Consider the following 22,619-nt stretch of genomic DNA (forward strand, 5'->3'; position numbering starts at 1 on the left):
ATGTTTGGTTGCTTTCACTCCCAGTCCATTGGTGTCATCATGGGTCATTCCCCTCGTCGCCTTGGCCATGCCTCAGACATCTGATCTCGCCATTCAGTTCCAAGCGGTTTCCTGCAAGATCCAAGGCTGCTCCCTGGTTTCTGATCTCACCATGGAAGTAACACGGGGGGAAACCCTGGTGTTACTGGGACGCAGTGGCTGTGGTAAAACCACCACCCTGAAACTGATTAATCGCTTGCTGATTCCCAGTCAGGGAACCGTATGGGTCGGGGGCATGCCCACGGTGCAGTGGGATGGAATTCGCCTGCGGCGACAGATTGGTTATGTGATTCAAGAAGGAGGGTTGTTCCCCCATTTCTCGGTGGCTCGGAATGTGGGGTTGGTGCCCCAGTTGGAGGGTTGGGGGGCGGCACTGATGCGGCAGCGGGTTTGGGAACTCCTAGAACTGGTGGGGCTGAACCCGAGTCAGTTCGCCCATCGCTATCCCCACGAATTATCGGGGGGGCAGCGGCAACGGGTGGGGGTTGCCCGCGCCCTAGCAGCGGATCCACCGATCTTATTAATGGATGAACCCTTTGGAGCCTTAGATCCGATCACCCGCCTGGAAGTCCAGCAGGAATTCCGCCAGCTCCAACAGCGGCTAGAGAAAACCGTGGTGATGGTCACCCACGACATTCAAGAAGCCCTATTGTTGGCTTCCCAGATTGGGGTGATGCAGGGCGGACGGTTGCTGGTTGCAGCAACCCCGGGCAGAATTAGGACAGTCGACCGATCCAGAAGTTCAGGCTTTCTTGCAAGGGTTACAAATTTTAGAGCAGAGGCGGGTCAGATTAGAGAGGATGATCCATGGGTGATTTTTGGGGCCGCCATGGTGCGGAACTGCTCCAACACACGGGAGAACATCTGTTTCTGGTCGGGGGTATCAACGGGTATCGCAATTTTGGCGGGCATTCCCCTGGGGATTTTCCTCACCCGTCAGCCCCATTGGCAACCTTGGGTCTTCGGGGGGGGGGTGAATGGGGTGCAGACGATTCCCAGTTTGGCATTGTTTGGCCTGTTAATTCCCCTGCCCGTGGTGGGCGGCATTGGCGATCGCACGGCGATCTCGGCTTTAGTGTTGTATGCGCTCCTCCCCATTGTCCGCAATACCTACATTGGCATCCTGGGGGTTGATCCGGCAATTCGAGAAGCTGGTCGAGGGATGGGGATGACGGACTGGCAATTACTGGTGCAGGTAGAGATCCCCTTGGCCATGAGCGTGATTTTAGCCGGAGTCCGGTTAGCAGTGGTCATCGGTATTGGGGTGGCGACCATTGCTGCGGCGATTGGAGCAGGCGGTCTGGGGGTGTTTATTTTTCGAGGGGTCGCCGTGGTGGATAATCAGTTGATTTTGGCGGGGGCGGTGCCAGCCGCCTTGCTAGCATTATGGGTCGATGCCATGCTGGGCTGGGTGGAACGGCGCTTTCAGGTACAACGGGGATAGGTTCCAACGGATCAAAGGGATGGAGATGAACAATCGCCAGGTTTGCTCATGGGTCGATTAGGGTTGCTGCTTTCGGCACTGCTGCTGAGTGCTTGCAGTGCCCCCCCSGGCTAATCAGGTGGTGGTTGGCTCCAAGAATTTCACCGAGCAGTTGATTTTAGGGGAGCTGATTGCCCAGCAGATTGAGGCGAAAACCGACCTCAAGGTAGAGCGTCGCCTCAACCTCGGGGGCACCTTTGTCTGTCATCAGGGCCTATTAGCGGGCAAACTGGATATTTATCCCGAGTATACGGGAACAGCCTGGACGGCAATTCTCAAGCAGCCCCCCCTCACCAATGCGACCCAGGTCTATCAGCGGGTTCAGCAGGACTATGGGGAGCGCTGGCAACTGGTGTGGACGAAGCCCCTGGGATTTAATAACAGCTTTGCCATGGTGATTCGAGGGGAAGATGCCCGCCGTCTGCACCTGCAAACCATTTCCCAGGCAGCTCGTTACACCCCTGGGTGGCAAGCCGGGTTTGGCTATGAGTTTATGGATCGAGCTGATGGGTTTCCGGGACTGGCCAAAACCTATGGCTTGAAATTCCTCACCCCCCCGAAAAACCATGGATCTGGGTTTAATCTATCGGGCGCTGGTTGCCAAACAGGTAGACTTGGTGGCGGGTAACACCACCGATGGTCAGATCGCCAGCCTCGACCTGGTGGTGTTACAAGATGATCAACATTACTTCCCCCCCTACGAAGCGGCGACGGTAGTGCGGCAAGAGACTCTGAAGCAGCATCCGCAACTACTACCAGTACTCCAGGCCTTAGGGGGCAAAATTTCCGAAGCTGAGATGCGGCGGATGAATGCCTTGGTGGATGGGCAAAAACAAGATGTGGTCAGGGTGGTGCAAACGTTTCGGCGTGCTAAGGGTCTGTGACACGGGGGAGCAGGGGGGCGGTAAACTGGCGGCGCTCAAACAGATACACTTGATCGCGGTTGAAGGTTTGCTGGAAGGCAGGCATCTGTTGCAAGGTCTCCACGAGATGGGTGGCAAATTCTGGGCTACTGCGCCAGCCGGGATGGCGGACATTCAGCAGCACGTAATCAAAGTCAGCCCATTGGATCGGGCGTTTTTTGTCCGTAAATTGCACCATCGGTCGGTGGGTAACGTGGGGGGTGATATTGTTAGTGGTCAACACGCCCCCCTCGGTGTGGATCTGGGCGATCGCTCCTTGGGTTGCCTCCCAGGTATCGAGGCTATCGGTGTACTTGCTCCAAAAGAAGCCATACTTCGCCAGGGCTAAAAAGGCGACGATCGACCACAGGGCGATCGCCCGTTGGGATTTCAGCCAGTGGCGCTGGTCAGCCACCGTGGCGATCACGACCAAGAGCAAGAAGGGCAGAATTGGCAGGGTGTATTGATGCACTAAGTTGCGCATGCCAGCCTCCATGGAGAGCAGATTCAGTGCTAGGGCGGGAATGGCGGGAATCAGGGCACTGAAATGCCGGAAGGAAAGCCCCCAAAGCACCGGGAGGGACAGCAACAGTAGGTACTCCACGGTATCTACAGAGGCGATCTTGCCCAGGATCAGATCCGGCCGGATCACCAGATGGGTAAGAATTTCCAGGGGCGTTCCCCCTAGGTAGGCATAGCGTCCTGCTTGGCGGGCAACGGCTCCGACGCCACTGCCAAAGGTGGGAAGCACCCATTGAATGGCAATCAGGAACCAGGCGACACCAGCTCCGAGGGCGATCGCCCCATAGCCCCGTTTCTTTTCCACCACCAAGAGCCACACCCCAAGGGCTGCCACGGTCAAGGCCAGCACTGCTTTACAGCTCAAAGTTAGGATTAAATTGATCCCAAACCAAACGGGGCGTCCGGTGCGAGCCATCAACACCGCCCAGAGGAGAGCCGGAACGGCCATCACATCCGGATGGAAATCCGCTAAATTGACATTAAAAATCAGGGGATACAGCAGATACACCCCTGCCATCAGCAACGCCTGCGAGGGTTTCAATCCTGCTTGCAACGACAACCGCCAGGTGGGGAGTGCCCCCAGGCTCAGGGCGATCGCCTGGACGGCAAAGAGCCAATGGACATCGGGGGTGAGGCGATACAAGAGCGCCAGGGGATAAAAGATCCCAGTGGCATGATCCCCGAGGATATGAAATCCCAGTAGCGAGGAAAAGGGTGGTTGCCCCTGACTAATGAGATAAATAACTTGGTCAAAAATGCCCAAATCCCAGGCATTGGAATTAAATAGGGCGTGGCGCAGACTGCTACACACAAATAAAATGAGGGCACTGCCGCCCATCATCCCTGCCAAGGGATGCCGCCGGAGTTGTTGGATCAAGGATAGGTGCATGGTCATGCCAATGAATTTCGAAGCGGATGCCATCGCGGCGGCACAAGACCTCCGAGAGCAGCACCCTTCCCAAACGGGACGGGATCTGCCCGCTCTCACTCTCCATCAGCTGCGGCAGCAACTCCGTCCCGGACAACAACAGATGGCTGATTGGCAGGGCGGACAACTGGCTGTGTCAGCAGTGCCAGGAGCGGGCAAATCTACGGGAATGGCCGGGGCAGCGGCGGTGGCGATCGCCCGTCACCAACTGCATGCCCGTCGCCAACTCATTGTAGTCACCTTTACCCGCTCCGCCGCCGCCAACCTCAAGATCAAAATTCGCCAACGCCTGCGGGAACTGCGCTTACCCCAAACTGGCTTCGTGGTCTATACCCTCCATGGACTGGCGTTAAATATTGCCACCCGGCATCCAGAACTCTCTGGCCTCAGCCTGGAGACTGCCACCCTGGTGTCTCCCAACCAAAGTCATCGCCTGATTCGCACCTGCGTGGAAAAGTGGATTGCCGACAACCCGCGACTCTATCGCACCCTGCTGGAAAGTGGTTCCTTTGACGGCGAAGAAACGGAACGGCTGCGCCGCCAATCCGTGCTCCGCGCCGAGGTGTTGCCAGCCCTTGCCAATACGGTGATCCACGAAGCCAAAAGTTCAGGGGTGTTGCCCAGCCAACTTCGGGAGATGGCTCAAACATTGATCACCGATGGCGACACCGATCCGGGGGTGCTGGCGATCGCGGCGGGCCTGTATGAACACTATCAAACCGTACTGCGGTCACGGGACTTGATCGACTACGACGATATGATCCTGGGAGCCATGCGGGTCCTCGAGGATGTCCATGCCCGTCAGGTGTGGCAATCCCAGGTATTTGCTGTCTTTGAAGATGAAGCCCAGGACTCCAACCCCCCTGCAAAGTGAGCTACTAGAAATTCTCGCCACCGATGCCACCGATGGCAGGGTGAATCTGGTGCGAGTGGGGGATCCCAACCAGGCGATCAATTCCACCTTTACCCCCGCAGATCCGATCTTTTTTCGCCGCTTTTGTCACACCTGTGCCACCCAGCAGCGGTTAATCACCATTGATCAGGCCGGACGCAGCACCCAGGTTGTGATTGAAGCCGCCAACTTTGCCCTGGAGTGGGTCAATCGAGCCTTTAGCCAGATTGCGGGGGCGCAGAACCCCGGAGAATTACCGTTTCGCCATCAAACAATTCGCCCCGTTGCCGACGACGATCCCCAATCCGATGCCAACCCCACCCCCACGGGTCAGGGGTTAGAAATTTACACCCCCGCCGATGTCTACCAAACCGTGGAGCTGATTGCCCAGCGGGTGGTGGCACTGTTCACCGCCGATCCCCACGGGCAGGCGGCGGTGTTGGTGCGGGAAAATAAACAGGGGCAGTTTATCAGTGATCTGTTGCTCCAGCCCACCGCCCATGGGATTACCGTCGATCTGAGTCAATACGGGATTACGGTCTACGATGTCGGGCAGCGCGATCGCCACTCCCACGTTCCCGTGGAGATGTTGGCGCTGCTGCAATGGATTGACCGCCCCCACTCCCCGGACTATCTGCGCGCTGCCCTGCAAATTCTGGTGGATCGGCGGTTGATTCCTACCCAAGATCTCAATGCCTTAGCCAGTTTGCCCGAGCAGTTTCTCTTTCCAGCGCCATTGGATCCAGCTCTGTCAGCACCCATCCGGCAGGCTCAACGCTTCTGTCGCGGCTTGTTGCGGGCGCGGCAGGAACTACCAACCTATCAACTACTGTTATTCCTCGGACTCACCTTGCAGTACGACCCGGCCGAACTGGCGACCACCGATAAGCTGGCGGAACGAATTGTGCAACAGTTGGCGGGGAATAGTTCCCTCCAGCCCGCCCTGGAAGCCCTGGTAGAAATCGTTAGCTCTGAACGCTTTGAACCCGTCGAAACCGAAGCCACCGAGAGTCAATATATGCGGCCTAGGCAACTGACCATTATGACGATGCACAAAGCCAAGGGGTTAGATTGGGACTATGTATTCCTGCCCTTCCTGCACGAGCAGACGATTCCAGGGCGGTTGTGGGTGCCGCCCCAGGCGAGATTTCTGGGGGACTTTACCCTGGCGGAGGTGGCCCGTGCCCAAATCCGTGCCTATTTGCATCAGCAGTCTCCCGAAGGAGCTGGTTCCCGAACCCACGGCTCAGGCATGGACCTACCGGGTATTCAACCAGCCTGGGAACGAGCTGGACAGTTGAAGCTCGGAGAAGAATATCGGCTACTCTATGTCGCCATGACCCGCGCCAAGCGCTTGCTGTGGATGTCAGCCGCCCAGAAAGCCCCGAATAGCTGGAATACCCCCCAGAATCTAGAGGAGAAGCCCCCCTGCCCCTTGATTCCGGCGTTGAAGCGACAATTTCCGGCGGCGGTGATCCGAGGCTGAATCCCCAGGGATCGTCTTGGCAAGACGATCTCACTCCACCCTGAAAGCACCCCACCCTTCCCCTCCCCTTGGCAAGGGGGAGGGAATATAGAATGACGTTCTATCCGTGCGGCTTGCGATTCACTGACTGCGGGCAGCGGTTTACTTACATGTTTAGGAATTTAGGTAATAATCGCGAGTACCTTTATCGTTAATGGCATTGCCTAAACGGCTCAGGGCATGGACATACGCTGCTGTGCGCAGGGAAATTCCCTGCTCGTGGGCGATCGCCCAGATTTGTTGGGTTTCGTTTACCATTTTTTGCTGCAACCGCTGGTGCACTTCGGCTTCAGTCCAGTACAAGCCGCTGCGATTTTGTACCCATTCAAAATAGCTGACTGTCACCCCCCCCGCATTCACCAGAATGTCTGGCACGACGGTAATCCCCCGTGCCACCAAAATCTCATCTGCCGCCGAGGTAATCGGGCCGTTAGCGACTTCAAAAATGTACTGCGCCTGAATGGCGGCGGCATTTTCGCTGGTAATTTGATTTTCCAGCGCTGCCGGGATCAGCAGATCCACCCCTAGGGTCAGCAACTCCGCATTCGAGAGCACCTCATGGTCGGGGATGCTGCAAACACTGCCCTGGCAGTAAACGGCCTGCACCCCCTCAACCAGCTTCTTGCTGCGACGAATCCTGGGGATATCGAGACCTGAGTGCGAATAAATGGCTCCCTGGGAATCACTCACCGCCACTACCTTATACCCTGCCTGAAACAGCAGTTCCGCCAGAACACCTCCGGCGTTGCCAAACCCCTGAACTGCCACGGTGGTGTCTTGAGGGAGCCGCTCCAGCTTGGGCATCACGGTGGCAATGACAAAGAACGCCCCCATGGCCGTTGCCGTTTCTCGACCTAAACTGCCCCCCATGGACAGGGGTTTGCCCGTGACCACTCCGGGGCTGAGCTGTCGCCGAATAATGCTGTACTGATTCATCATCCAGCCCATGATCATGGCGTTGGTATAGACATCCGGAGCCAGAATATCTACGTCGGGACCAATAAAATCAGCGATCGCATCCACATAGCCACGACTGAGGCGCTCAAGTTCAAACTTCGAGAGTTCCTTGGGATTCAGGGCAATACCGCCTTTGGCTCCTCCATAGGGCAATCCTAGGGCGGCACACTTAAACGTCATCCAAAACGCCATGGATTGAACCTCGTCAAGGGTAACGTTGGGGTGATAGCGCACCCCTCCCTTTGTCGGCCCACGGGTATCGTCGTAACGCACCCGATAGCCTTGGAAAATTTTCAGGGTACCATCATCCATCCGCACCGGGATGGCAACACTTAGACTGGCCTTGGGAAACTTGAGATGCTCTACCGCATCCTCAGAAATGGCGACGTACTTCAGTGCTTGTTCGAGGCGCTGGCTGGCATCTGCAAAAAACGAGAACCCGACATCTAGACCCTACTCCTGGATAGATTTTGATACATTTATGATCGATACATCCGTATAAACCCGCAATGCTAGCAGTTGACTTGACGGCAGCATCTATTTTGATGAACTCCCGGAATTCCCCATCTGCCCATAGATTGGGACGGGGGGGGTCGCTTCCCTCTCTTGCCCGATGAATGGTAAGCCTTGAAACATTGTCATATCAGTGCTTTCAGACTACAATACAAACGGTCTAACCTCCCATAGATTGCGAGTAAAAAGTAGGCATTTGCCGGAACCTCCAAAGTTCTAGAATGGTCTTGAACCTTGACAATTGGTAGGGCGTTGCATCGAGAAGAATTGCAGTTTTTGCAGGAAGCCATCGGTGCGTAAAACCAAGTTGGTTGGGTTGTGCAGAACTTTTGTTCCTTGTACGCAGTCTCCGTGGGGCATCAGGAGACTCTAAATTGCCTGTGGACGTATCCATAACGGAGAATAGACTTCGGCGTGAGATCAGTCGAACCCGACATTCCAGGGAGGACAGATGAAGCAGGAAATTGATCAAGAGTGATCTTGAGAAGCCCTATCCCTCAATGAGGGAGGGGAAAATGTCACTTGGCTCAAATGACGTTTAGACTTTAGCGCCACTTAACGTCACCTCTACCAGGAAGCTGTTATGGCAATCAGTGATGAATTTAAGAAAGAACTCAAGGCTGGCAACATTAGCAAAGCATTTGCCATGGCCTTGAGTGAAGCCATTGGCTTAGAGATTACCACTTGGGTTGCCACCACAGATGCCACGGGTCAAGAGATTGAGCACCCTCAAGCAGGTCTGCGAATGCGGACGCGGATGAATCTGATTGATGGTCAGGTGGAGCATGAGGTTGGCAGTGAGTTTCTTAATGCCGGTCCCTATGCGGAACTGCGAGAGTTCCACATTAATCAGGTAAAAGAAGGGCGCGAGATTATTCAAAGTAATCTCAAGAGTCTCCAGACCTTGTTTGAGACGTGGTTGGAAATGCGCCACATTGAATCCCAGATCACAACCACAAATCCTGAGTTACCCAACCCAGCCATCCCTTTAAACCCTGTGATTGAGGCGGCGGCACTCCCTAACCGTGAAGACGTGTCCGAGGTCATAAACTGGGAAGCAAAACTCAGAGAGGGAGAGGTAACCACCCTAGAGCCAGAGATTTCAGAACCGCTACTTCCTGACCCGGTAACGCCAAAATCTGAGGAGATTCCCCCAGAGATAAGCCCATTTTCTCCGGCAGCCCCCTCGGAATTATTCACCTCTCTCACAGATTGGGAAGTACTGGAACCGGAAATGGCACTAACGTCAGACTCCCTTGACGCTGCCTTCATTGAGAGTTTGCTGGAGGATTCACCACCCTCCGAGCCCCTGGGGGAGATGGAACCGATGGCTACCTTGCCGTCCCTCACTGAGAATCTGGAACAGTTCGGTCAGTCGATGATTGAAATCCAAGATTCAGCCACCTTGGAAGAGATGAATCCCCAGCGGGCAATGGCACCGGAGACGGTCGATGAAGAGATCCAGCTGCCGACGGTTGATACCTCCTTTGCGGATGACTCAGAGGTTTTACTGCCCACCATCATGGTGGACATCACCAGTGTCACCGAGATCACATCGGAGATGATAACCGAGAGCACAGAGGTCTCTCTGCCGACCATGACAGAGGAGTTCTCGGATTTATCAGCGGCGATCGCGGTTGAAACCCATCCCCCCGATGGGTTGGAGGATGACCTAGATTTAAATCTAGAGCCAGTTCTCCCCGTCTTGGAAGAGACAACAGCACTATCGATGGACACCGAGCTATTGATCAGTGCCGATCACCTGCCGGATCTGGATGCCGACCAGGAGCTCTCAGAGATGGGGGTCGAGACTGCTATCCTCACCCCTCTGACAACGTACCCCCCCCTCTATGGGGACACAACGTCGCCTCTGATGTCCCAGGCCGTGGAAGCCTTAGGAGACTTAGCCTTTGGAGTAGCAGGTTCCGGACAAGTCGAGGGGTTACTTGAGGATCTACAAATCTCGTCCTTGAGATCCCAAAGTTTCTCTCACCCTAGCCGAACCCTCGTCAGCGCTGGAGAACCAGCCGCCGCTGCCTCAGAACCGTTAATCCCCGAGATCCCTGAAGATCCCTGGGAAGCGGATGCCGTAACACCCCCGGAGCAGGACTTTACCCCGTCTCCTGCAGTCGATGACCGTCCCTCCTCAGACGCGATCGCTCCAGTCTCAGACCTTGAGTATGCAGAGCCTGGATATATCGAAGAACTCGCAGATTTAGACGATCCCTTTGCCGTCGATTTGCTGATCGATTATCCCGAGGCCATGGAGTTATCCACCCCCAGCCCTGAGCCAACCCCCGTTACTGAGGAAGCGTTACCCGGCTTGGCGGCAGGAGTTGCAGAGGTTGCAGCGACTCCAGAATCGATCCCAGCGTTGTCAGATCCCCCCGTCTTAGCACCACAAGACTCTACAACAGATTTTCCCCTCGTTGATGCCCCTGAGGATGGATTGGCCGCCACTGAAAGCGCTGAACAAATCCCAGCTGCCGCCTCTCCATTCCATGACAGTCGTCATAGTGCCGTTATGGGGGATAGTCTGACTGACTCGGAAGTAGCTGAAGAAGTAGCTGAACTGGCACCAAGGGTTTTAGAGGCAACTGCGGTGAGTATTGAAGAGTCCCTCGCAGATTTGTTTGGGAATCTTTATGCAACGGCTGAAGAGCCGCAAGGCCCACCGATGGTAGAGCTATCGACGCCGCCACCCACCGCCGAGGATGATACGTTTGCCCTTGAACCCACTGCCCCATCGACGGAGGAATCTAACCCGGATGCTAACCTCAGCATTGAGGAGTTACTAGCGGATCTGTTCTCGGAACCCTATCCTCCTGTCAGCACCCCGACCACTCCACCCATTGACCACCCCATCCGTCCCAGTGAGGGGCATCCACCAACGGAACCAGCGGTTGATCTCTTCTACGAAGAACTCAATGCCTTTGCAGACGCTGCCCCGCTGCCAGAATTTGATTTTGATTCTCCAGCCAGTGCTGCTCCCAGTCCTGACCCAACAACACAGTAGGTTCCCCCGTCCCTCCTATCCTTGCCGTCACCACATGACCCCAGCTAGGACAAAAGCTGGATGCCAGGGCACGAGCTTAGAAATTCTTCACAAAGAGACTGGCTATGGTAACATCTGGATGGTTTACGCAGCTTGTCTAGGTAGCGATCGCGCAACCCCAGGTTTTGGGTGAGATCGACTGAATTGATTGCTACCGTCCAGTTCGACTTCGGTGTGGCAGTTGAGGAGATATCAAACGTGTCAGATAACTCACTGGTCGGTCAGTTAAGTGTACAGCGCAGTCAACTCCAACCCATTCGTGTTGGGGTGATTGGAGTCGGGAATATGGGCCAGCATCACACCCGCATCCTCAGTCTGTTAAAGGATGTAGAACTGGTGGGGGTATCCGATGTGAATGTGGAGCGTGGTCTCGACACCGCTTGCAAGTACCGAGTCCGATTTTTTGAAGACTATCGTGTGCTTCTAGAGCATGTCGATGCCGTGTGTATCGCCGTCCCCACTCGCCAACACCATGCTGTCGGGATTACCTGCCTCCAGGCAGGGATTCATGTGCTGATTGAGAAACCCATTGCTGCCAGCATCGCTGAAGCGGAGTCTCTGGTGAATACGGCGGCGGAATACCAGCGGATTTTACAGGTGGGGCACATTGAGCGCTTCAACCCCGCCTTCCAGGAATTGAGTAAGGTATTAAACGCCGAAGAACTCCTCGCCTTAGAGGCTCATCGCATGAGCCCCTATGCAAATCGCGCCAATGATGTGTCCGTAGTTTTGGATCTGATGATCCACGACATTGATCTGCTCTTAGAGTTGGCGGCAGCCCCCGTGGTCAAACTCACGGCCAGTGGCAGTCGGGCCTCTGACTCTGGCTATCTCGACTATGTCACCGCGACCCTGGGCTTTGCCAACGGCATCGTCGCGACGCTGACCGCTAGTAAGGTGACCCATCGTAAGATCCGACGCATTGCAGCTCATTGTAAGCATTCTTTAACGGAAGCCAATTTCCTCAACAACGAAATTTTGATTCACCGCCAAACCACTGCCAACTGTATGACGGACTATGGCCAGGTCTTATACCGTCAGGATGGTCTGATTGAAAAGGTCTCCACCAGTAATATTGAACCCCTCCATGCCGAGTTAGAGCATTTCGTCGGCTGTGTGCGCGGGGGGGCAGCAACCCTCTGTCGGGGGTGAGCAAGCTTTGAAAGCCCTGCGTCTGGCTAGTTCAATTGAACAGATGGCTCTGGATGGGAAAGCGTGGAATCCTGCGGTGTGGGAAAACGGTTATCTCCATCCCTCGATTGTGGGAGCCTAATGTCGAACGGTTCTAGCGTCTCTCTGGCTTTTGGGCTTGAATCACTTGGAGACTGCCCCCAGCATGGAGCGATCGCCCTTGCACCTGGAAGCCAATGTCCCCGATCCGCATGGTTAAATCTAGTTGAATCAGCTGCCATGCAGTTCCCGTTTCAAACAACCAGAAAAACAGCGCCACTCCCGGCCAAAAGAGGGGATTTGTGGGAGCGTGGAAGTCACTGAGAACAAACCAGCCCCCTGGTTTCAACACCCGATAGACCTCCCGGAGAATTGCTTGTAGCTGGGTTACCTCCATTTCGTGGAGCGCCGCACTGATGTGTACAAGATCAAACCGTTGATCGGGGAAGGGCATCGACTCTGCCCAAGCCTGGACATAGGTAGCCTGGGGCACCCGACGGGCGGCTCGGGTGAGGGCAACGGCAGCAGCATCCAGACCTGTGACCTGCGGGGAATACTGTGCCAATAATTGGGTGGTCTGTCCACTGCCACAACAGAGATCGAGGATCTGCATCTCAGGGGTGATCGTTAATCCTTGCAAGGGCAGCTGGCGAAACCGGGCTTCTCCCCCCACACTTAAGGCCGCCAAGCGGGAGATGGCATTGTATAGCCAGGGATACCGATAGCTCCAGTTTCTCAAAATCGTTGCCATTTAAGCTGTAAACCCTAGATTTCTCAAGCAGACTCCCCCATTCCCAACCATTTATTATTAAAATCAGTAACAAAAGTGAAAACAACCTGAAGAAGTTAGGACTGCTATGGGACGAGTCGGGGTTCTGCTACTAAATTTGGGCGGGCCAGAACAGCTAGGGGATGTCCGTCCCTTTCTATTTAACCTGTTCTCGGACCCTGAAATCATTCGCCTACCATTTCCCTGGCTCCAGCGTCCTTTGGCTTGGTTGATCTCAACCCTGCGAGCCCGGAAGTCCCAAGAAAACTATCGCCAAATTGGGGGCGGTTCACCTCTGCGACGGATTACCGAGAAGCAGGCACAAGCTTTAGAGCAAACCTTACAGCAGCGCGGCCAGGATGCACGGGTTTACATTGGGATGCGCTACTGGCATCCCTTTACGGAAGAAGCGATCGCCCACATTCAGCGGGATCAGGTGGAAAAACTGGTGATTCTGCCCCTCTATCCTCAGTTCTCAATTAGCACCAGTGGCTCCAGCTTTCGCCTCCTAGAGAAAATTTGGCAAGCAGATACCAGCCTGCATCAAATTGAATATACAGTGGTGCCCTCCTGGTATCAGCGATCGGGATATTTAAGGGCCATGGCGGATTTGATTGCCCGCCAACTCGATCAATGCCCCCATCCTCAGCAGGCTCACATTTTCTTTAGTGCCCATGGGGTACCAGTGAGCTATGTTGAGGAGTTTGGAGATCCCTACCAGCAGGAGATTGAAGATTGTGTGCGTTTAATCATGCAAACCCTGCAACGCCCCAATGACCATACCCTGGCATACCAGAGTCGCGTTGGCCCCGTGGAATGGCTACAACCTTATACCGAGGATGCCATTCAAGATCTAGGGGCAGCAGGGGTGGAGGATATTGTCGTTGTGCCGATCAGCTTTGTCTCTGAACACATTGAGACCCTCCAGGAAATTGATATGGAATACCGAGAGATTGCGGAAGCTGCCGGTATTCACCATTTTCAACGAGTACCGGCCCTCGATACCCACCCGATCTTTATTGAGGATCTGACCAGCCTCGTGATCGAGGCGCTCAACAGTCCTCAAAAGCGATTTTCAGATGTGGTACATCCTCCCCAGAAGACCTTCAAACTCTATCCTCAAGAGCGCTGGACCTGGGGAATGACCACAACCGCTGAAGTGTGGAATGGTCGCCTTGCCATGCTTGGCTTTCTGGCCCTGTTACTGGAATTAATCACCGGGCATGGACCACTCCACGCGGTCGGCCTGCTCTAAACCGGGACGCTGGCGCGAATCGGCTCCGAGGGGGTAGCACTCCCCGGTGCGTACAGTTGGGTAACATAGTCCGCAATCATGCGATCGGTGTTAAAGCGAGGACTATTGGTCTGGATAGATGCTTTCATCATTTGCACCCAGCCGTGGGGAACTCCCTGTTCATCCTGGGTGTAATAGAGGGGAACAATTTCAGTTTCCAGGAGCCGATACAGGGATTCGGAATCAATTCGATCCTGAACATCCTGATCACTGGTATGGGCATCTTCCCCAATGGCCCAGCCATTCAGACCTTTGCCATGGGCATCGGCTTCATAGCCTTCGCACCACCAACCATCCAAGACGCTACAGTTAATTCCGCCGTTAAAGCAAACCTTTTGGCCGCTGGTACCGGAGGCTTCCAGGGGGCGGCGGGGGTTGTTAAGCCACACATCCACACCATGCACCAGCTTCTGAGCCGTGTAAATGTCGTAGTCCTCTAAGAAGGCGACCCGGTTTTGGAGGGCGGGATGGCGACACCACTCTGTCAGACGCTGAATAATCCGTTTGCCTTCTTCATCCGCTGGGTGGGCTTTCCCGGCAAAGATAATCTGGACGGGGCGAGTACTGTTGCCGAAGATTTTCAATGCTCGATCCGCATCCCGCAGCAGCAGATCTCCCCGTTTGTAGGGACTAAAGCGACGGGCAAAGCCGATGGTTAACACTGCTGGATCAAGGAGATGATCCACTGCATGAATGAGATCGTGGTCTTCGCCGCGATATTGGCGTACCTGCTTGACTCGGGCACGGGTAAAGGCGATCAACCGTTCTTTGAGAATTTGGTGACGATACCACAGGTCAGCATTGGGAATCTCATCAACCTTTGTCCAGGTTTGGGGATCTGCTAGCCGGGTAATCCAATCCTCACCCAGGTACTGATTAAACAAATCGCTGATCAGGGGCGCAATCCAGGTACGGGCATGGACGCCATTGGTAATATGACCAATCGGCACTTGGTCAACGGTGCGCTCTGGGTAGAGGATATTCCACATTTTACGGGATACCTGGCCGTGCAACTCGCTAACGCCATTGGCAGCACGGCACAACCGGAGCGCCAGGACTGTCATCCCAAAGGGCTCCCAGGGGTCTCCTAACCGTCGTGCCCCCAGGGCAAGGAATTGTTCCCGGGAGAGCTTCAGTTGGGGCCAGTAATAGGCAAAGTAGGAGTCCATTAAATCGGGAGAAAACGCATCGTGACCGGCTGGCACGGGGGTGTGGGTAGTAAAGATGCAGCGATCGCGGACGGTGGCTTCGATGTCGTAGAAAGACTTCCCGGTTCGTTCCATCTCAATGCGGGCTAACTCCAGGGTACAGAAGGCCGCATGTCCCTCGTTCATGTGGTAGACCGCTGGCTCAATCTCCAGGGCAGCCAGGGCACGAACGCCTCCAATCCCTAGAACCACCTCCTGGGCAATGCGAGTGTCTTGATTGCCTCCGTACAGGTGTCCCGTCAGCCAGCGATCGATGGGGTCATTATCTTCGCGATCGGTATCGAGAAGATACAACCGAGTCCGCCCAACCTGCACCCGCCAGACCTGAGCTTTAACGATTCGCTGCCGAATCTCAATCTCAATGATCAGCGGCTGTCCCAGGGAGTTACACATCAGTTCCAGGGGCATTTGTTCAAACTGATTGTCCACATAGTAATCTTCCTGCCAGCCCCCCCGATTGAGCCGTTGCCGGAAGTAGCCTTGGCGATACAGCAGTCCCACCCCCACCATGGGCAACCCCAGGTCAGAGGCTGACTTCAAATGATCCCCCGCTAAAATACCCAAACCACCGGAATAGATCGGTAAGGACTCATGGAGGCCGAATTCGGCACAGAAGTAAGCCACTGGATGCTCGGGGGTAATGTGGGGAGCGACCCGCCGTGCCCAGGTATCTGAGGTTGCCATGTAGGCATCAAACTGGGCTGTGAGGAGTTCCAGTCGCTTGAGATAGAAAGGGTCTTCGGCCAATTGGGTGAGGCGATCGGAAGAGGCCGATTCTAAAACTGGCCACGGGATTATGTCCGCAACGCTGCCACTCCGTGGGGTCAATGCTCTGAAACAGATAGATGCGATCGCTGGTCCAACTCCACCAGTAGTTATAAGCCAGATCGGCTAGTCGCTTCAGCGACAACGGCAACTTTTCCCGTAGCTTTAAAACGTGATTCAAGGAGTAACTATGACTCATAGGATTTCGATCACTCTCAAATACAAGTTGACCCACCAGAAATACCCACCGAGGTGAGTCACAGAGACTCCAGCCCTGTTGCTTTGATCGGCAATGTTCGCAGCACAGGTCAGTCACACGGAGGAACTGTTGGATCACCACAACCCAGGGGATCTCTGGAGCGGATACATGAAGGCTCAAAAACGCCGCTACAATTTGCGTTGTTCTTGCACAGGCATCAGCTAGTTAGCGTTCACTGAAGTCCGCCAGGGCTGCTGAGACCGTTGCTTCAGACATCCGTTGAGAAGGCACAAAGCCTCAACTCAGCATCTTACGGATGGAATCAGCATTTTCCCCAAGGTTTCAGCTTTTCTCAAGCATGTGTTACGTTTTTCGCCACAACTTTATATTCAGATACACTCACCCTGACCTCAGCCCCCAGGATGCCCGTTGATTTTCGGCAACCGTTTTCGCAGATGTTTGATAATAAAGGAGTTCCCGCCACTGCCATTGAGAGCGATTGCTGTATGTCTGATCCGTTGGGCTGGCTAGAAATTGGCAGAATTGTGGCAGCTCAAGGAATTAAGGGCGAAGTCAGAGTTTACCCAGATTCCGATTTTCCCGATCGGTTTCAAACCCCTGGCCCTCGATGGTTGTTGCGTCCTGGGGAAACCGAACCCCAACTGATGCAGTTGGTGCAGGGGCGCTATGTTCCCCACAAGGGCATTTATATTGTCCAGTTTGCAGGTATCTGCGATCGCACCCAGGCGGAGCAGCTCCGGGATTGTCAGCTCTTAGTCCCGGCCAGCGATCGCCCAGTGCTGGAACCCGGTGAATTTCATGTCCTAGACCTGATTGGGCTGGAGGTGTTCAACCAGTTCACCCAAACCTTGGTGGGGAGGGTGATCAATGTCATCTCCCTGGGGAATGATCTGCTGGAAGTACGGGTATCACAGTCTCCCAGCCCCGAGAAAACTGTGTTAATTCCCTTTGTCCAGGCGATCGCCCCCGTAGTGGACTTGCAGCAGGGTCGGATTGAAATCACCCCGCCCCCGGCTTGCTGGAACTCTAGGATATGCCATGCTGAACACAGTGGCTCTCTCCCCAGCGATCGGTGATCAAATTAGGACTTCAGGCTCGGTTTTTTCTCTCCCATGTGATTGTCATGCTGGTAGGGCTGAGCACTCTGGTGACCGTCGGCAGACTCTACTCTCCCCGGCTGTTTGTCCTCCACTTAGCCCAGCTGGAGGGTCGGGGGTTTAACCTCGGGTTGGTGCGCTATCAACTGGTGTCTGGTTTTGAATCAGCCTGGAGTCAAGGGGCCTTCTGGTCTGTGGTCGTCGGCGGATCGGCAGCGGGAGGATTGAGTTACCTGGTGTCTCGACGCATTGTCCAGCCGTTGCTGCAAATGGAAACCATTACCCAGAAATTTGCGGCGGGGAATCTCCAGGAACGGATGGCGGCCAATGAGATTCCAGAGTTGGATCGGTTGGCCGTGAGTTTTAACCGCATGGCTGCTGCCCTTGGCGATGTAGAGCAGCGGCGGCGGCAACTGGTGGGAGACCTCACCCATGAGTTACGGACACCGCTGACCGTGGTGGAAGGCTATTTGGAAGGATTGGCCGATGGCACCATTGAACCTTCCACAGATATCTATCAACGGTTAGCCAGGGAAACGGCTCGGCTGCGCCGCCTCGTGAATGATCTGCAGGAACTCTCGAAGGCTGAGGCGGGTTATTTACCCATTTATACCCAGGCCGTTGCCATTCCTCCCTTGTTGGCGGCACTGATCCAGCAATTTTCGGAGCAACTCCTGGAACCGGAACCGATTTTCTATTTGGAGTGTGCGGCCAATCTCCCTCCGGCACTGGCGGATCCAGAGCGATTGCAGCAAGTTTTAGTCAACCTAGTTGGGAATGCGCTGCAACATACCCGACGGGGATCGATTACCCTGCGGGCTTGGAGTACGGATCAGCAACTTTGGATTGCGGTGATTGATACGGGGGAGGGAATTAGTCCAGAAGACTTACCCCATGTATTCGAGCGGTTCTGGCGGGCATCGCGATCGCGCGATCGCGATGGCACCAGTGGCTACACCACCGGCACCGGCATTGGGTTGGCGATTTCTCAACGGTTGGTGGAACTTCAAGGGGGAAGGATTGTGGCAGAAAGCCAACTGCATCAGGGCAGTACCTTTCGGTTTTGGTTACCCTTGGCCTAGGAACTACCTGAGATCAACGGCACTGCAACCTGCGGCCGGGAGCTACTAGTTGACGTTTTTGTCACAGTTGGTAGGCATTTTTCAGAAATGCAGCTAACCTATGACTTAGCTGCCTAGGAACCACTTGCCATGAACCGTCTTCGCGTCCTTGCAACCTGCGTACTGCTGGCTCCAGTCTGGGCTAACACCCCAGCGATCGCAGAAAACTTGGAAGATACCCGACAATTACTAGCCACCAAAAATTGTCCCAGTTGTGACCTCAGCAATGTGGGCTTGGTGTTTGCCAGTCTTGCCAAGGCAAATCTGATGGGGGCAGACCTCAGCAACGCCAACCTCAGCCGCGCGAACTTAAGTGGTGCTGACCTGCGGAATGCCAATCTGGTTGGGGCCAATCTGGTCGGAGCCAACCTGGGAGGGGCAAACCTCAGTGGAGCCAATCTCACCGGGGCAGACCTGCGCAGTTCCTTCATGAGCAATGCTCAAGTCCAAGGCACAATTCTCAGCAACGCCAATCTCCAGGGTGTGGTTGGTCTCCCATCCCAGGCAGGGAATGCCGAAGATTTTTTTAGTTGGGCGCTTGCTGCCAGCGACTCCCGCAATTATGGCCGTGCCATTGAAAACTATGGTCAGGCTCTGCGGCTTGATCCCAAACTCGCACCCGCCTACCTGGGACGGGGGTGGCATTTTTCCAGATGGGAGATAACAAAGCAGCCTTGATGGACTCGAAGAAAGCAGCTGACCTATTTTTAGCCCAGGGAGATCAGGAGGGCTACCGCGCCGCCCAGGATTTTGTCAGCCGCCTCGAAACCCCTGAGAAGAAAGATCGCTTAGCTGCCGGAGGATTTGGGGGCATTGTTACCCAAGTATTCTCCCTGGGAATCACCGTCCTGAAGATGCTGGCACCGTTCTAGCGGCAGCATCAGCCCCCCGCAGCAAAAGTCGCCATAATCAGCGCCGATAGCAACAGACCGGGGCTGAGCAGGAGGACAAGCATCAACAAGTCGTGGGGAGTCATAACAGTTGCTCGCGATTGTAAGGTCTTAAGATTGGGTCAAGATCACCCTAAGCTCAAAATGTCGCTTCCAGCGCAGATTAACTGCCAATTTTAAGGATCTGCCCACCTGGAAACACTGTGGGTGATCTCCAGTCTCCATCCCTTATTGCTGTTCCCAACTTATGAAACGGCGTCGAGTGAATCAGCGAACTCAAAGAGTTCAAAAATCTTTCCGTTTACCAACCTTGAATGAGATGGGGTTGGCAGTAAAAGGACTTTCTTTCTGCCTTGGGATTGTGGAGTTTTTCTGGAAGGGCTCTGTTTCTGGGTGGCTCCCTATTTCAATCTGATCTCTCCCGGCGATCGCCTATCCCCTTGGTTGTTCACGAGTGTACCCTTAGGGATTGGTGGTGCGGTTCTGATTGGAGCTAGTTCCTACTTTATCTCAGATACCAGTAGCCGCCTCCAGGGAACTCAGAAAACCCTGATGGTCTGGTTGGGTCAGGCAGGAGGAGGGTTAGGGTTGGTGGGAGTCATGTTTCCCCTGCTGATGATTGCCTTGGAGTTTATTCTCCAGACGGTTAAACACCTGCTGGAGTCCTCAGGATAAATCAACTCCAGACCTGATCAGCACCCATGGCTTAGAACTTATTGGTCTCAGGCCGACCGGAACCGACACCCGGTTGGGTCAAGAAGAGGTTTTGAGCCGCTTCATTCTGGTAAATGCAGCTAATTTGGGGAGAACTCTCTAAGGTGCCGGTAAACCCAAAGGTATTCATGCGGTTGCGGCAGTCTCGTACCTGGTCGGATGTCAGCAATTTGCGTTGTTCCAAAATTCCCCAGTTCGTGCTCCGCAACACACAACCTGGCTGCATCTTGGGCTGGGAAACATAGACGTTAAAAGGGTTTAAGGTGACAAACACCCGAGTATCCATCACCATGGCACTGGCTCCAAACTCCACACATACTTCTGGGTTGGGAGCACTGCGATCAATAAAGTCGCGGGTGGCTACGTTTTCTGGCCCAGAGGTGGCAACAGAACTAAAGCCAATACCCACGCCGACACCCAGGATAAAGATGCCTCCCAGAATTGCTAGAGAGGTGTAGTTGAAGGTGGCGGCGGCGGGAGCAGCTCGGTAGGCACGGGGGGGGAGAGGTAGCGGGTCGAGATCGGCGGGCCATGGTGATTCAGAAGATACCAAAACAGCAATAAAGCCAAACAGGGGCAAGGGTCAAAGATCGGCCAACGGCCATTACTCCCTTCCCAGTATAAAGACTGCACTGTTGTCGGCAAGGTTTATCCAGCAGTGTCCCCTGAAAATCAACGACAGCGTCAGGGTTAGCAAGGACTTAGGCATTGAGCCTTCGGGGCTGCGATCGCCAAGACTGCGGCCAGACCCAAACGTCATCATAACCAGATGCCCCTTGCGATCGCCACACTTCCCCAGCTTGCATGGTGTGCTCTTGGGGCAGGAAGTAGCGATACGGGTTAGGGTGAATGGAGATGCGATGCCCCATCCAGTTGAGGGCGATCGTGTCTCTCTGGAGCAGAGTGACCCAAATATTTGTCAGGAGTGTGTGATGACGCGGGAACAGCGCCTAAAATCCTTACCTGAAATGATCCTGATGGACAGTTTAAGCATCTGCTGGGGCGACTGGCTGGATTTGCGAGTTCGCATCGTCCAAGTCGCTGCGTCTGGGCTGGTATCCCCCTTGATTTATATTCTGGCCTTTGGGCTGGGATTGGGCAGTTCTCTGGATGCCGTCACCAAGCCCCTCCAAGGCGATTCTTACCTGGAGTTTATTCTGCCAGGAATGGTGGCCCTGTCTTCCATGGTGATCAGCTTTGGTGGGACGACGTTTTCCATCTGTGGCGATCGCCTGTTTACCAAAACCTTCGAGGAGATGTTGTTACTGCCCGTCCATCCCCTGTCCCTTTACATCGGCAAGATGATGGCAGGGGTGCTGCGAGGCTTGATGACCGCAACCTCGGTGATTCTGGTGGCGATTCTCTTTACGGGCAAGATTTGGAGCTTCTTCAACCCCCTGTTTTTGCTCTTGGTGGTGTTGAACTGTGCCGTTTTTTCCGGCTTGGGGGTAATTGTAGGATTGACCGTGCAATCCCTAGAAAGTGTGGGGCTATACAACAACTTTGTGATCATTCCCATGTCCTTCCTGGGAGCAACGTTTTTTTGACCCTGGTACCTTACCCCCTGGCCTCAAAGCCCTGGTTTATTTGTTACCCCTCACCTACACCAGCCTGGGTCTGCGAGCCGCTGCCTACGCGTCCCTGGCAGAATTTCCCTGGTATGCAATTCCCGTCCTCTTGAGCTTTGCCATCCTCTTCGGACTGGTGGGGGCTTACCGCTTCGCCCATCAGCAGGACTAAGTTGTCTTCACCCCAATGGGACAGCTGACATTGGTGCCACCCAACCCACAGTAGCCATGGGGGTTTTTGGCTAAATATTGCTGATGGTAGTCCTCGGCGTAGTAAAACTCAGGAGCATCGAGAATTTCCGTGGTAATCGCCCCGTAACCCGACGACTTCAGGGCTTCCTGGTAAGCATCCCGAGAGGCGATCGCCGCCTGTTGCTGTGCCGATGAGTAAACATAAATCCCAGACCGATACTGTGTCCCAGCATCATTGCCCTGGCGCATACCCTGGGTGGGGTTATGGCTTTCCCAGAAGACTTTTAAAAGACCTTCATAGCTGATAATGCTCGGGTCGTAGACAACCCGTACCACCTCATTGTGTCCCGTCATGCCACTACAGACTTCCTGGTAGGTGGGGTTGGGGGTGATGCCTGCGGCATAGCCCACTGCGGTGGTAAACACCCCTTCCAGTTGCCAGAATTTGCGTTCCGCTCCCCAAAAACACCCCATCCCAAACATGGCCAACTCCAGACCGACTGGGTAGGGCGGCTTCAGGGGATGGTGGTTGACAACGTGCGTGGCTGGAACGGGCATTACCTCAGAACGTCCCGGCAAGGCTTCCGTCGGGCTGGGCAGGGTCATTTTTTTCCCAAATCCAAATATCGCCATTTGTGTTTAATCCGGATACAGGTGCTCTGCTCCTACCATACTGCACCCGTTGGGATTGCTGCCATGGCCATAGGGGCCGCGATCACGGCTCCAGAAACAACAAAAAGGAGGGCGTGAGTCGCCCTCCTTGATCAGAAATCACTCCAGGATCGATAGCAGCAA

16 protein-coding genes and 4 pseudogenes are annotated in these 22,619 nt (G+C 54.7%); 13 read left to right on the forward strand and 7 right to left on the reverse strand.

The features are described from left to right. Window positions 1-31 precede the first annotated feature (31 nt). The 3 genes from DO97_RS26165 to DO97_RS27525 all read left to right on the forward strand — a co-directional run bounded on the left by DO97_RS26165 (window position 32) and on the right by DO97_RS27525 (window position 2,406). Window positions 32-1,483 carry an ATP-binding cassette domain-containing protein gene (locus tag DO97_RS26165; RefSeq protein ID WP_239651557.1) on the forward strand — a complete coding sequence of 484 codons (1,452 nt, stop codon included), beginning with the start codon at window positions 32-34 and terminating at the stop codon, window positions 1,481-1,483. Window positions 1,484-1,580: 97 nt separating this feature from the next. Further along, the gene (locus DO97_RS27520; protein ID WP_275574970.1) at window positions 1,581-2,150 is read left to right on the forward strand and encodes a glycine betaine ABC transporter substrate-binding protein; all 570 of its coding nucleotides are present in this window, start codon (window positions 1,581-1,583) and stop codon (window positions 2,148-2,150) included. Further along, window positions 2,089-2,406, forward strand: coding sequence for a glycine betaine ABC transporter substrate-binding protein (locus tag DO97_RS27525; RefSeq protein WP_275574971.1), 318 nt, complete (start codon window positions 2,089-2,091; stop codon window positions 2,404-2,406). The genes DO97_RS27520 and DO97_RS27525 overlap by 62 nt, the downstream gene beginning before the upstream one ends. Here the strand turns inward: DO97_RS27525 and DO97_RS07415 are convergent. Next, window positions 2,393-3,868: a DUF2079 domain-containing protein gene (locus DO97_RS07415; RefSeq protein ID WP_239651558.1), complete on the reverse strand. Its 1,476-nt coding sequence runs from the start codon at window positions 3,866-3,868 to the stop codon at window positions 2,393-2,395. The genes DO97_RS27525 and DO97_RS07415 overlap by 14 nt on opposite strands. Between DO97_RS07415 and DO97_RS30915 the strand changes: the two are divergent. Continuing rightward, window positions 3,846-6,252 (forward strand): annotated as a pseudogene (locus DO97_RS30915) (ATP-dependent helicase). The gene DO97_RS07415 and the pseudogene DO97_RS30915 sit on opposite strands and share 23 nt — an antisense overlap. A 153-nt stretch (window positions 6,253-6,405) precedes the next feature. On the opposite strand, the gene DO97_RS07425 reads toward DO97_RS30915, so the two are convergent. Then, the gene (locus DO97_RS07425; RefSeq protein WP_052128493.1) at window positions 6,406-7,644 is read right to left on the reverse strand and encodes a Glu/Leu/Phe/Val family dehydrogenase; all 1,239 of its coding nucleotides are present in this window, start codon (window positions 7,642-7,644) and stop codon (window positions 6,406-6,408) included. Between the two features lie 700 nt (window positions 7,645-8,344). Between DO97_RS07425 and DO97_RS20795 the strand changes: the two genes are divergently transcribed. Further along, complete coding sequence (locus tag DO97_RS20795; protein WP_052128494.1) at window positions 8,345-10,777, forward strand: hypothetical protein; 2,433 nt, start codon at window positions 8,345-8,347, stop codon at window positions 10,775-10,777. A 237-nt stretch (window positions 10,778-11,014) separates the two neighbouring features. Then, a pseudogene (locus tag DO97_RS07435) lies at window positions 11,015-12,089 on the forward strand (Gfo/Idh/MocA family oxidoreductase). 12 nt (window positions 12,090-12,101) lie between these two features. Here the strand turns inward: DO97_RS07435 and DO97_RS07440 are convergent. After that, on the reverse strand, window positions 12,102-12,737 hold the full coding sequence (locus DO97_RS07440) for a class I SAM-dependent methyltransferase (RefSeq protein WP_036532183.1): 636 nt from the start codon (window positions 12,735-12,737) through the stop codon (window positions 12,102-12,104). A 106-nt stretch (window positions 12,738-12,843) separates the two neighbouring features. Between DO97_RS07440 and hemH the strand changes: the two genes are divergently transcribed. Next, on the forward strand, window positions 12,844-14,010 hold the full coding sequence (hemH, locus tag DO97_RS07445; RefSeq protein ID WP_036532185.1) for a ferrochelatase: 1,167 nt from the start codon (window positions 12,844-12,846) through the stop codon (window positions 14,008-14,010). Here the strand turns inward: hemH and glgP are convergent. Further along, window positions 14,007-16,221, reverse strand: a pseudogene (glgP, locus tag DO97_RS07450) (alpha-glucan family phosphorylase). The gene hemH and the pseudogene glgP sit on opposite strands and share 4 nt — an antisense overlap. Window positions 16,222-16,727: 506 nt before the next feature. Between glgP and rimM the strand changes: the two are divergent. The 5 genes from rimM (at window position 16,728) to DO97_RS07470 (ending at window position 20,025) form a co-directional block, all read left to right on the forward strand. Next, window positions 16,728-17,318, forward strand: a complete 591-nt coding sequence (gene rimM / locus DO97_RS07455) for a ribosome maturation factor RimM (RefSeq protein WP_081980677.1) — start codon at window positions 16,728-16,730, stop codon at window positions 17,316-17,318. Between the two features lie 47 nt (window positions 17,319-17,365). Further along, window positions 17,366-18,421: a sensor histidine kinase gene (locus DO97_RS07460; protein WP_036532357.1), complete on the forward strand. Its 1,056-nt coding sequence runs from the start codon at window positions 17,366-17,368 to the stop codon at window positions 18,419-18,421. A gap of 129 nt (window positions 18,422-18,550) precedes the next feature. Continuing rightward, a complete protein-coding gene (locus tag DO97_RS07465) occupies window positions 18,551-19,138 on the forward strand; it encodes a pentapeptide repeat-containing protein (RefSeq protein WP_052128495.1) in 588 nt (195 codons plus the stop codon). After that, entirely contained in the window at window positions 19,114-19,332 is a 219-nt protein-coding gene (locus DO97_RS23030; RefSeq protein ID WP_162182961.1) for a hypothetical protein, read from the forward strand. The genes DO97_RS07465 and DO97_RS23030 overlap by 25 nt, the downstream gene beginning before the upstream one ends. Before the next feature lie 411 nt (window positions 19,333-19,743). Then, window positions 19,744-20,025, forward strand: a complete 282-nt coding sequence (locus DO97_RS07470; RefSeq protein WP_052128497.1) for a hypothetical protein — start codon at window positions 19,744-19,746, stop codon at window positions 20,023-20,025. Between the two features lie 31 nt (window positions 20,026-20,056). Here DO97_RS07470 and DO97_RS07475 read toward each other — a convergent pair whose 3' ends face one another. Next, window positions 20,057-20,506 carry a DUF3172 domain-containing protein gene (locus tag DO97_RS07475; protein ID WP_052128518.1) on the reverse strand — a complete coding sequence of 150 codons (450 nt, stop codon included), beginning with the start codon at window positions 20,504-20,506 and terminating at the stop codon, window positions 20,057-20,059. 259 nt (window positions 20,507-20,765) lie between these two features. Further along, window positions 20,766-20,933, reverse strand: a complete 168-nt coding sequence (locus tag DO97_RS23790) for a hypothetical protein (protein WP_156120483.1) — start codon at window positions 20,931-20,933, stop codon at window positions 20,766-20,768. A 63-nt stretch (window positions 20,934-20,996) separates the two neighbouring features. Here DO97_RS23790 and DO97_RS07480 point away from each other — a divergent pair. Continuing rightward, window positions 20,997-21,804, forward strand: a pseudogene (locus tag DO97_RS07480) (ABC transporter permease). Here the strand turns inward: DO97_RS07480 and msrA are convergent. Beyond that, entirely contained in the window at window positions 21,801-22,457 is a 657-nt protein-coding gene (gene msrA / locus DO97_RS07485; protein WP_036532187.1) for a peptide-methionine (S)-S-oxide reductase MsrA, read from the reverse strand. The pseudogene DO97_RS07480 and the gene msrA sit on opposite strands and share 4 nt — an antisense overlap. Between the last annotated feature and the right edge of the window lie 162 nt (window positions 22,458-22,619).

Source organism: Neosynechococcus sphagnicola sy1, assembly GCF_000775285.1.
GTDB lineage: Bacteria > Cyanobacteriota > Cyanobacteriia > Neosynechococcales > Neosynechococcaceae > Neosynechococcus > Neosynechococcus sphagnicola.

Coding starts and splice junctions, on each gene's coding strand:
- DO97_RS07465 (WP_052128495.1), top strand. CDS start 18,551: ATGAACCGTCTTCGCGTCCTTGCAACCTGCGTACTGCTGGCTCCAGTC.
- hemH (WP_036532185.1), top strand. CDS start 12,844: ATGGGACGAGTCGGGGTTCTGCTACTAAATTTGGGCGGGCCAGAACAG.
- DO97_RS07415 (WP_239651558.1), bottom strand. CDS start 3,868: ATGGCATCCGCTTCGAAATTCATTGGCATGACCATGCACCTATCCTTG.
- DO97_RS23790 (WP_156120483.1), bottom strand. CDS start 20,933: ATGGGGCATCGCATCTCCATTCACCCTAACCCGTATCGCTACTTCCTG.
- DO97_RS23030 (WP_162182961.1), top strand. CDS start 19,114: ATGGGAGATAACAAAGCAGCCTTGATGGACTCGAAGAAAGCAGCTGAC.
- rimM (WP_081980677.1), top strand. CDS start 16,728: ATGTCTGATCCGTTGGGCTGGCTAGAAATTGGCAGAATTGTGGCAGCT.
- DO97_RS27525 (WP_275574971.1), top strand. CDS start 2,089: ATGGATCTGGGTTTAATCTATCGGGCGCTGGTTGCCAAACAGGTAGAC.
- DO97_RS07460 (WP_036532357.1), top strand. CDS start 17,366: ATGCTGGTAGGGCTGAGCACTCTGGTGACCGTCGGCAGACTCTACTCT.
- DO97_RS07440 (WP_036532183.1), bottom strand. CDS start 12,737: ATGGCAACGATTTTGAGAAACTGGAGCTATCGGTATCCCTGGCTATAC.
- DO97_RS20795 (WP_052128494.1), top strand. CDS start 8,345: ATGGCAATCAGTGATGAATTTAAGAAAGAACTCAAGGCTGGCAACATT.
- msrA (WP_036532187.1), bottom strand. CDS start 22,457: ATGGCGATATTTGGATTTGGGAAAAAAATGACCCTGCCCAGCCCGACG.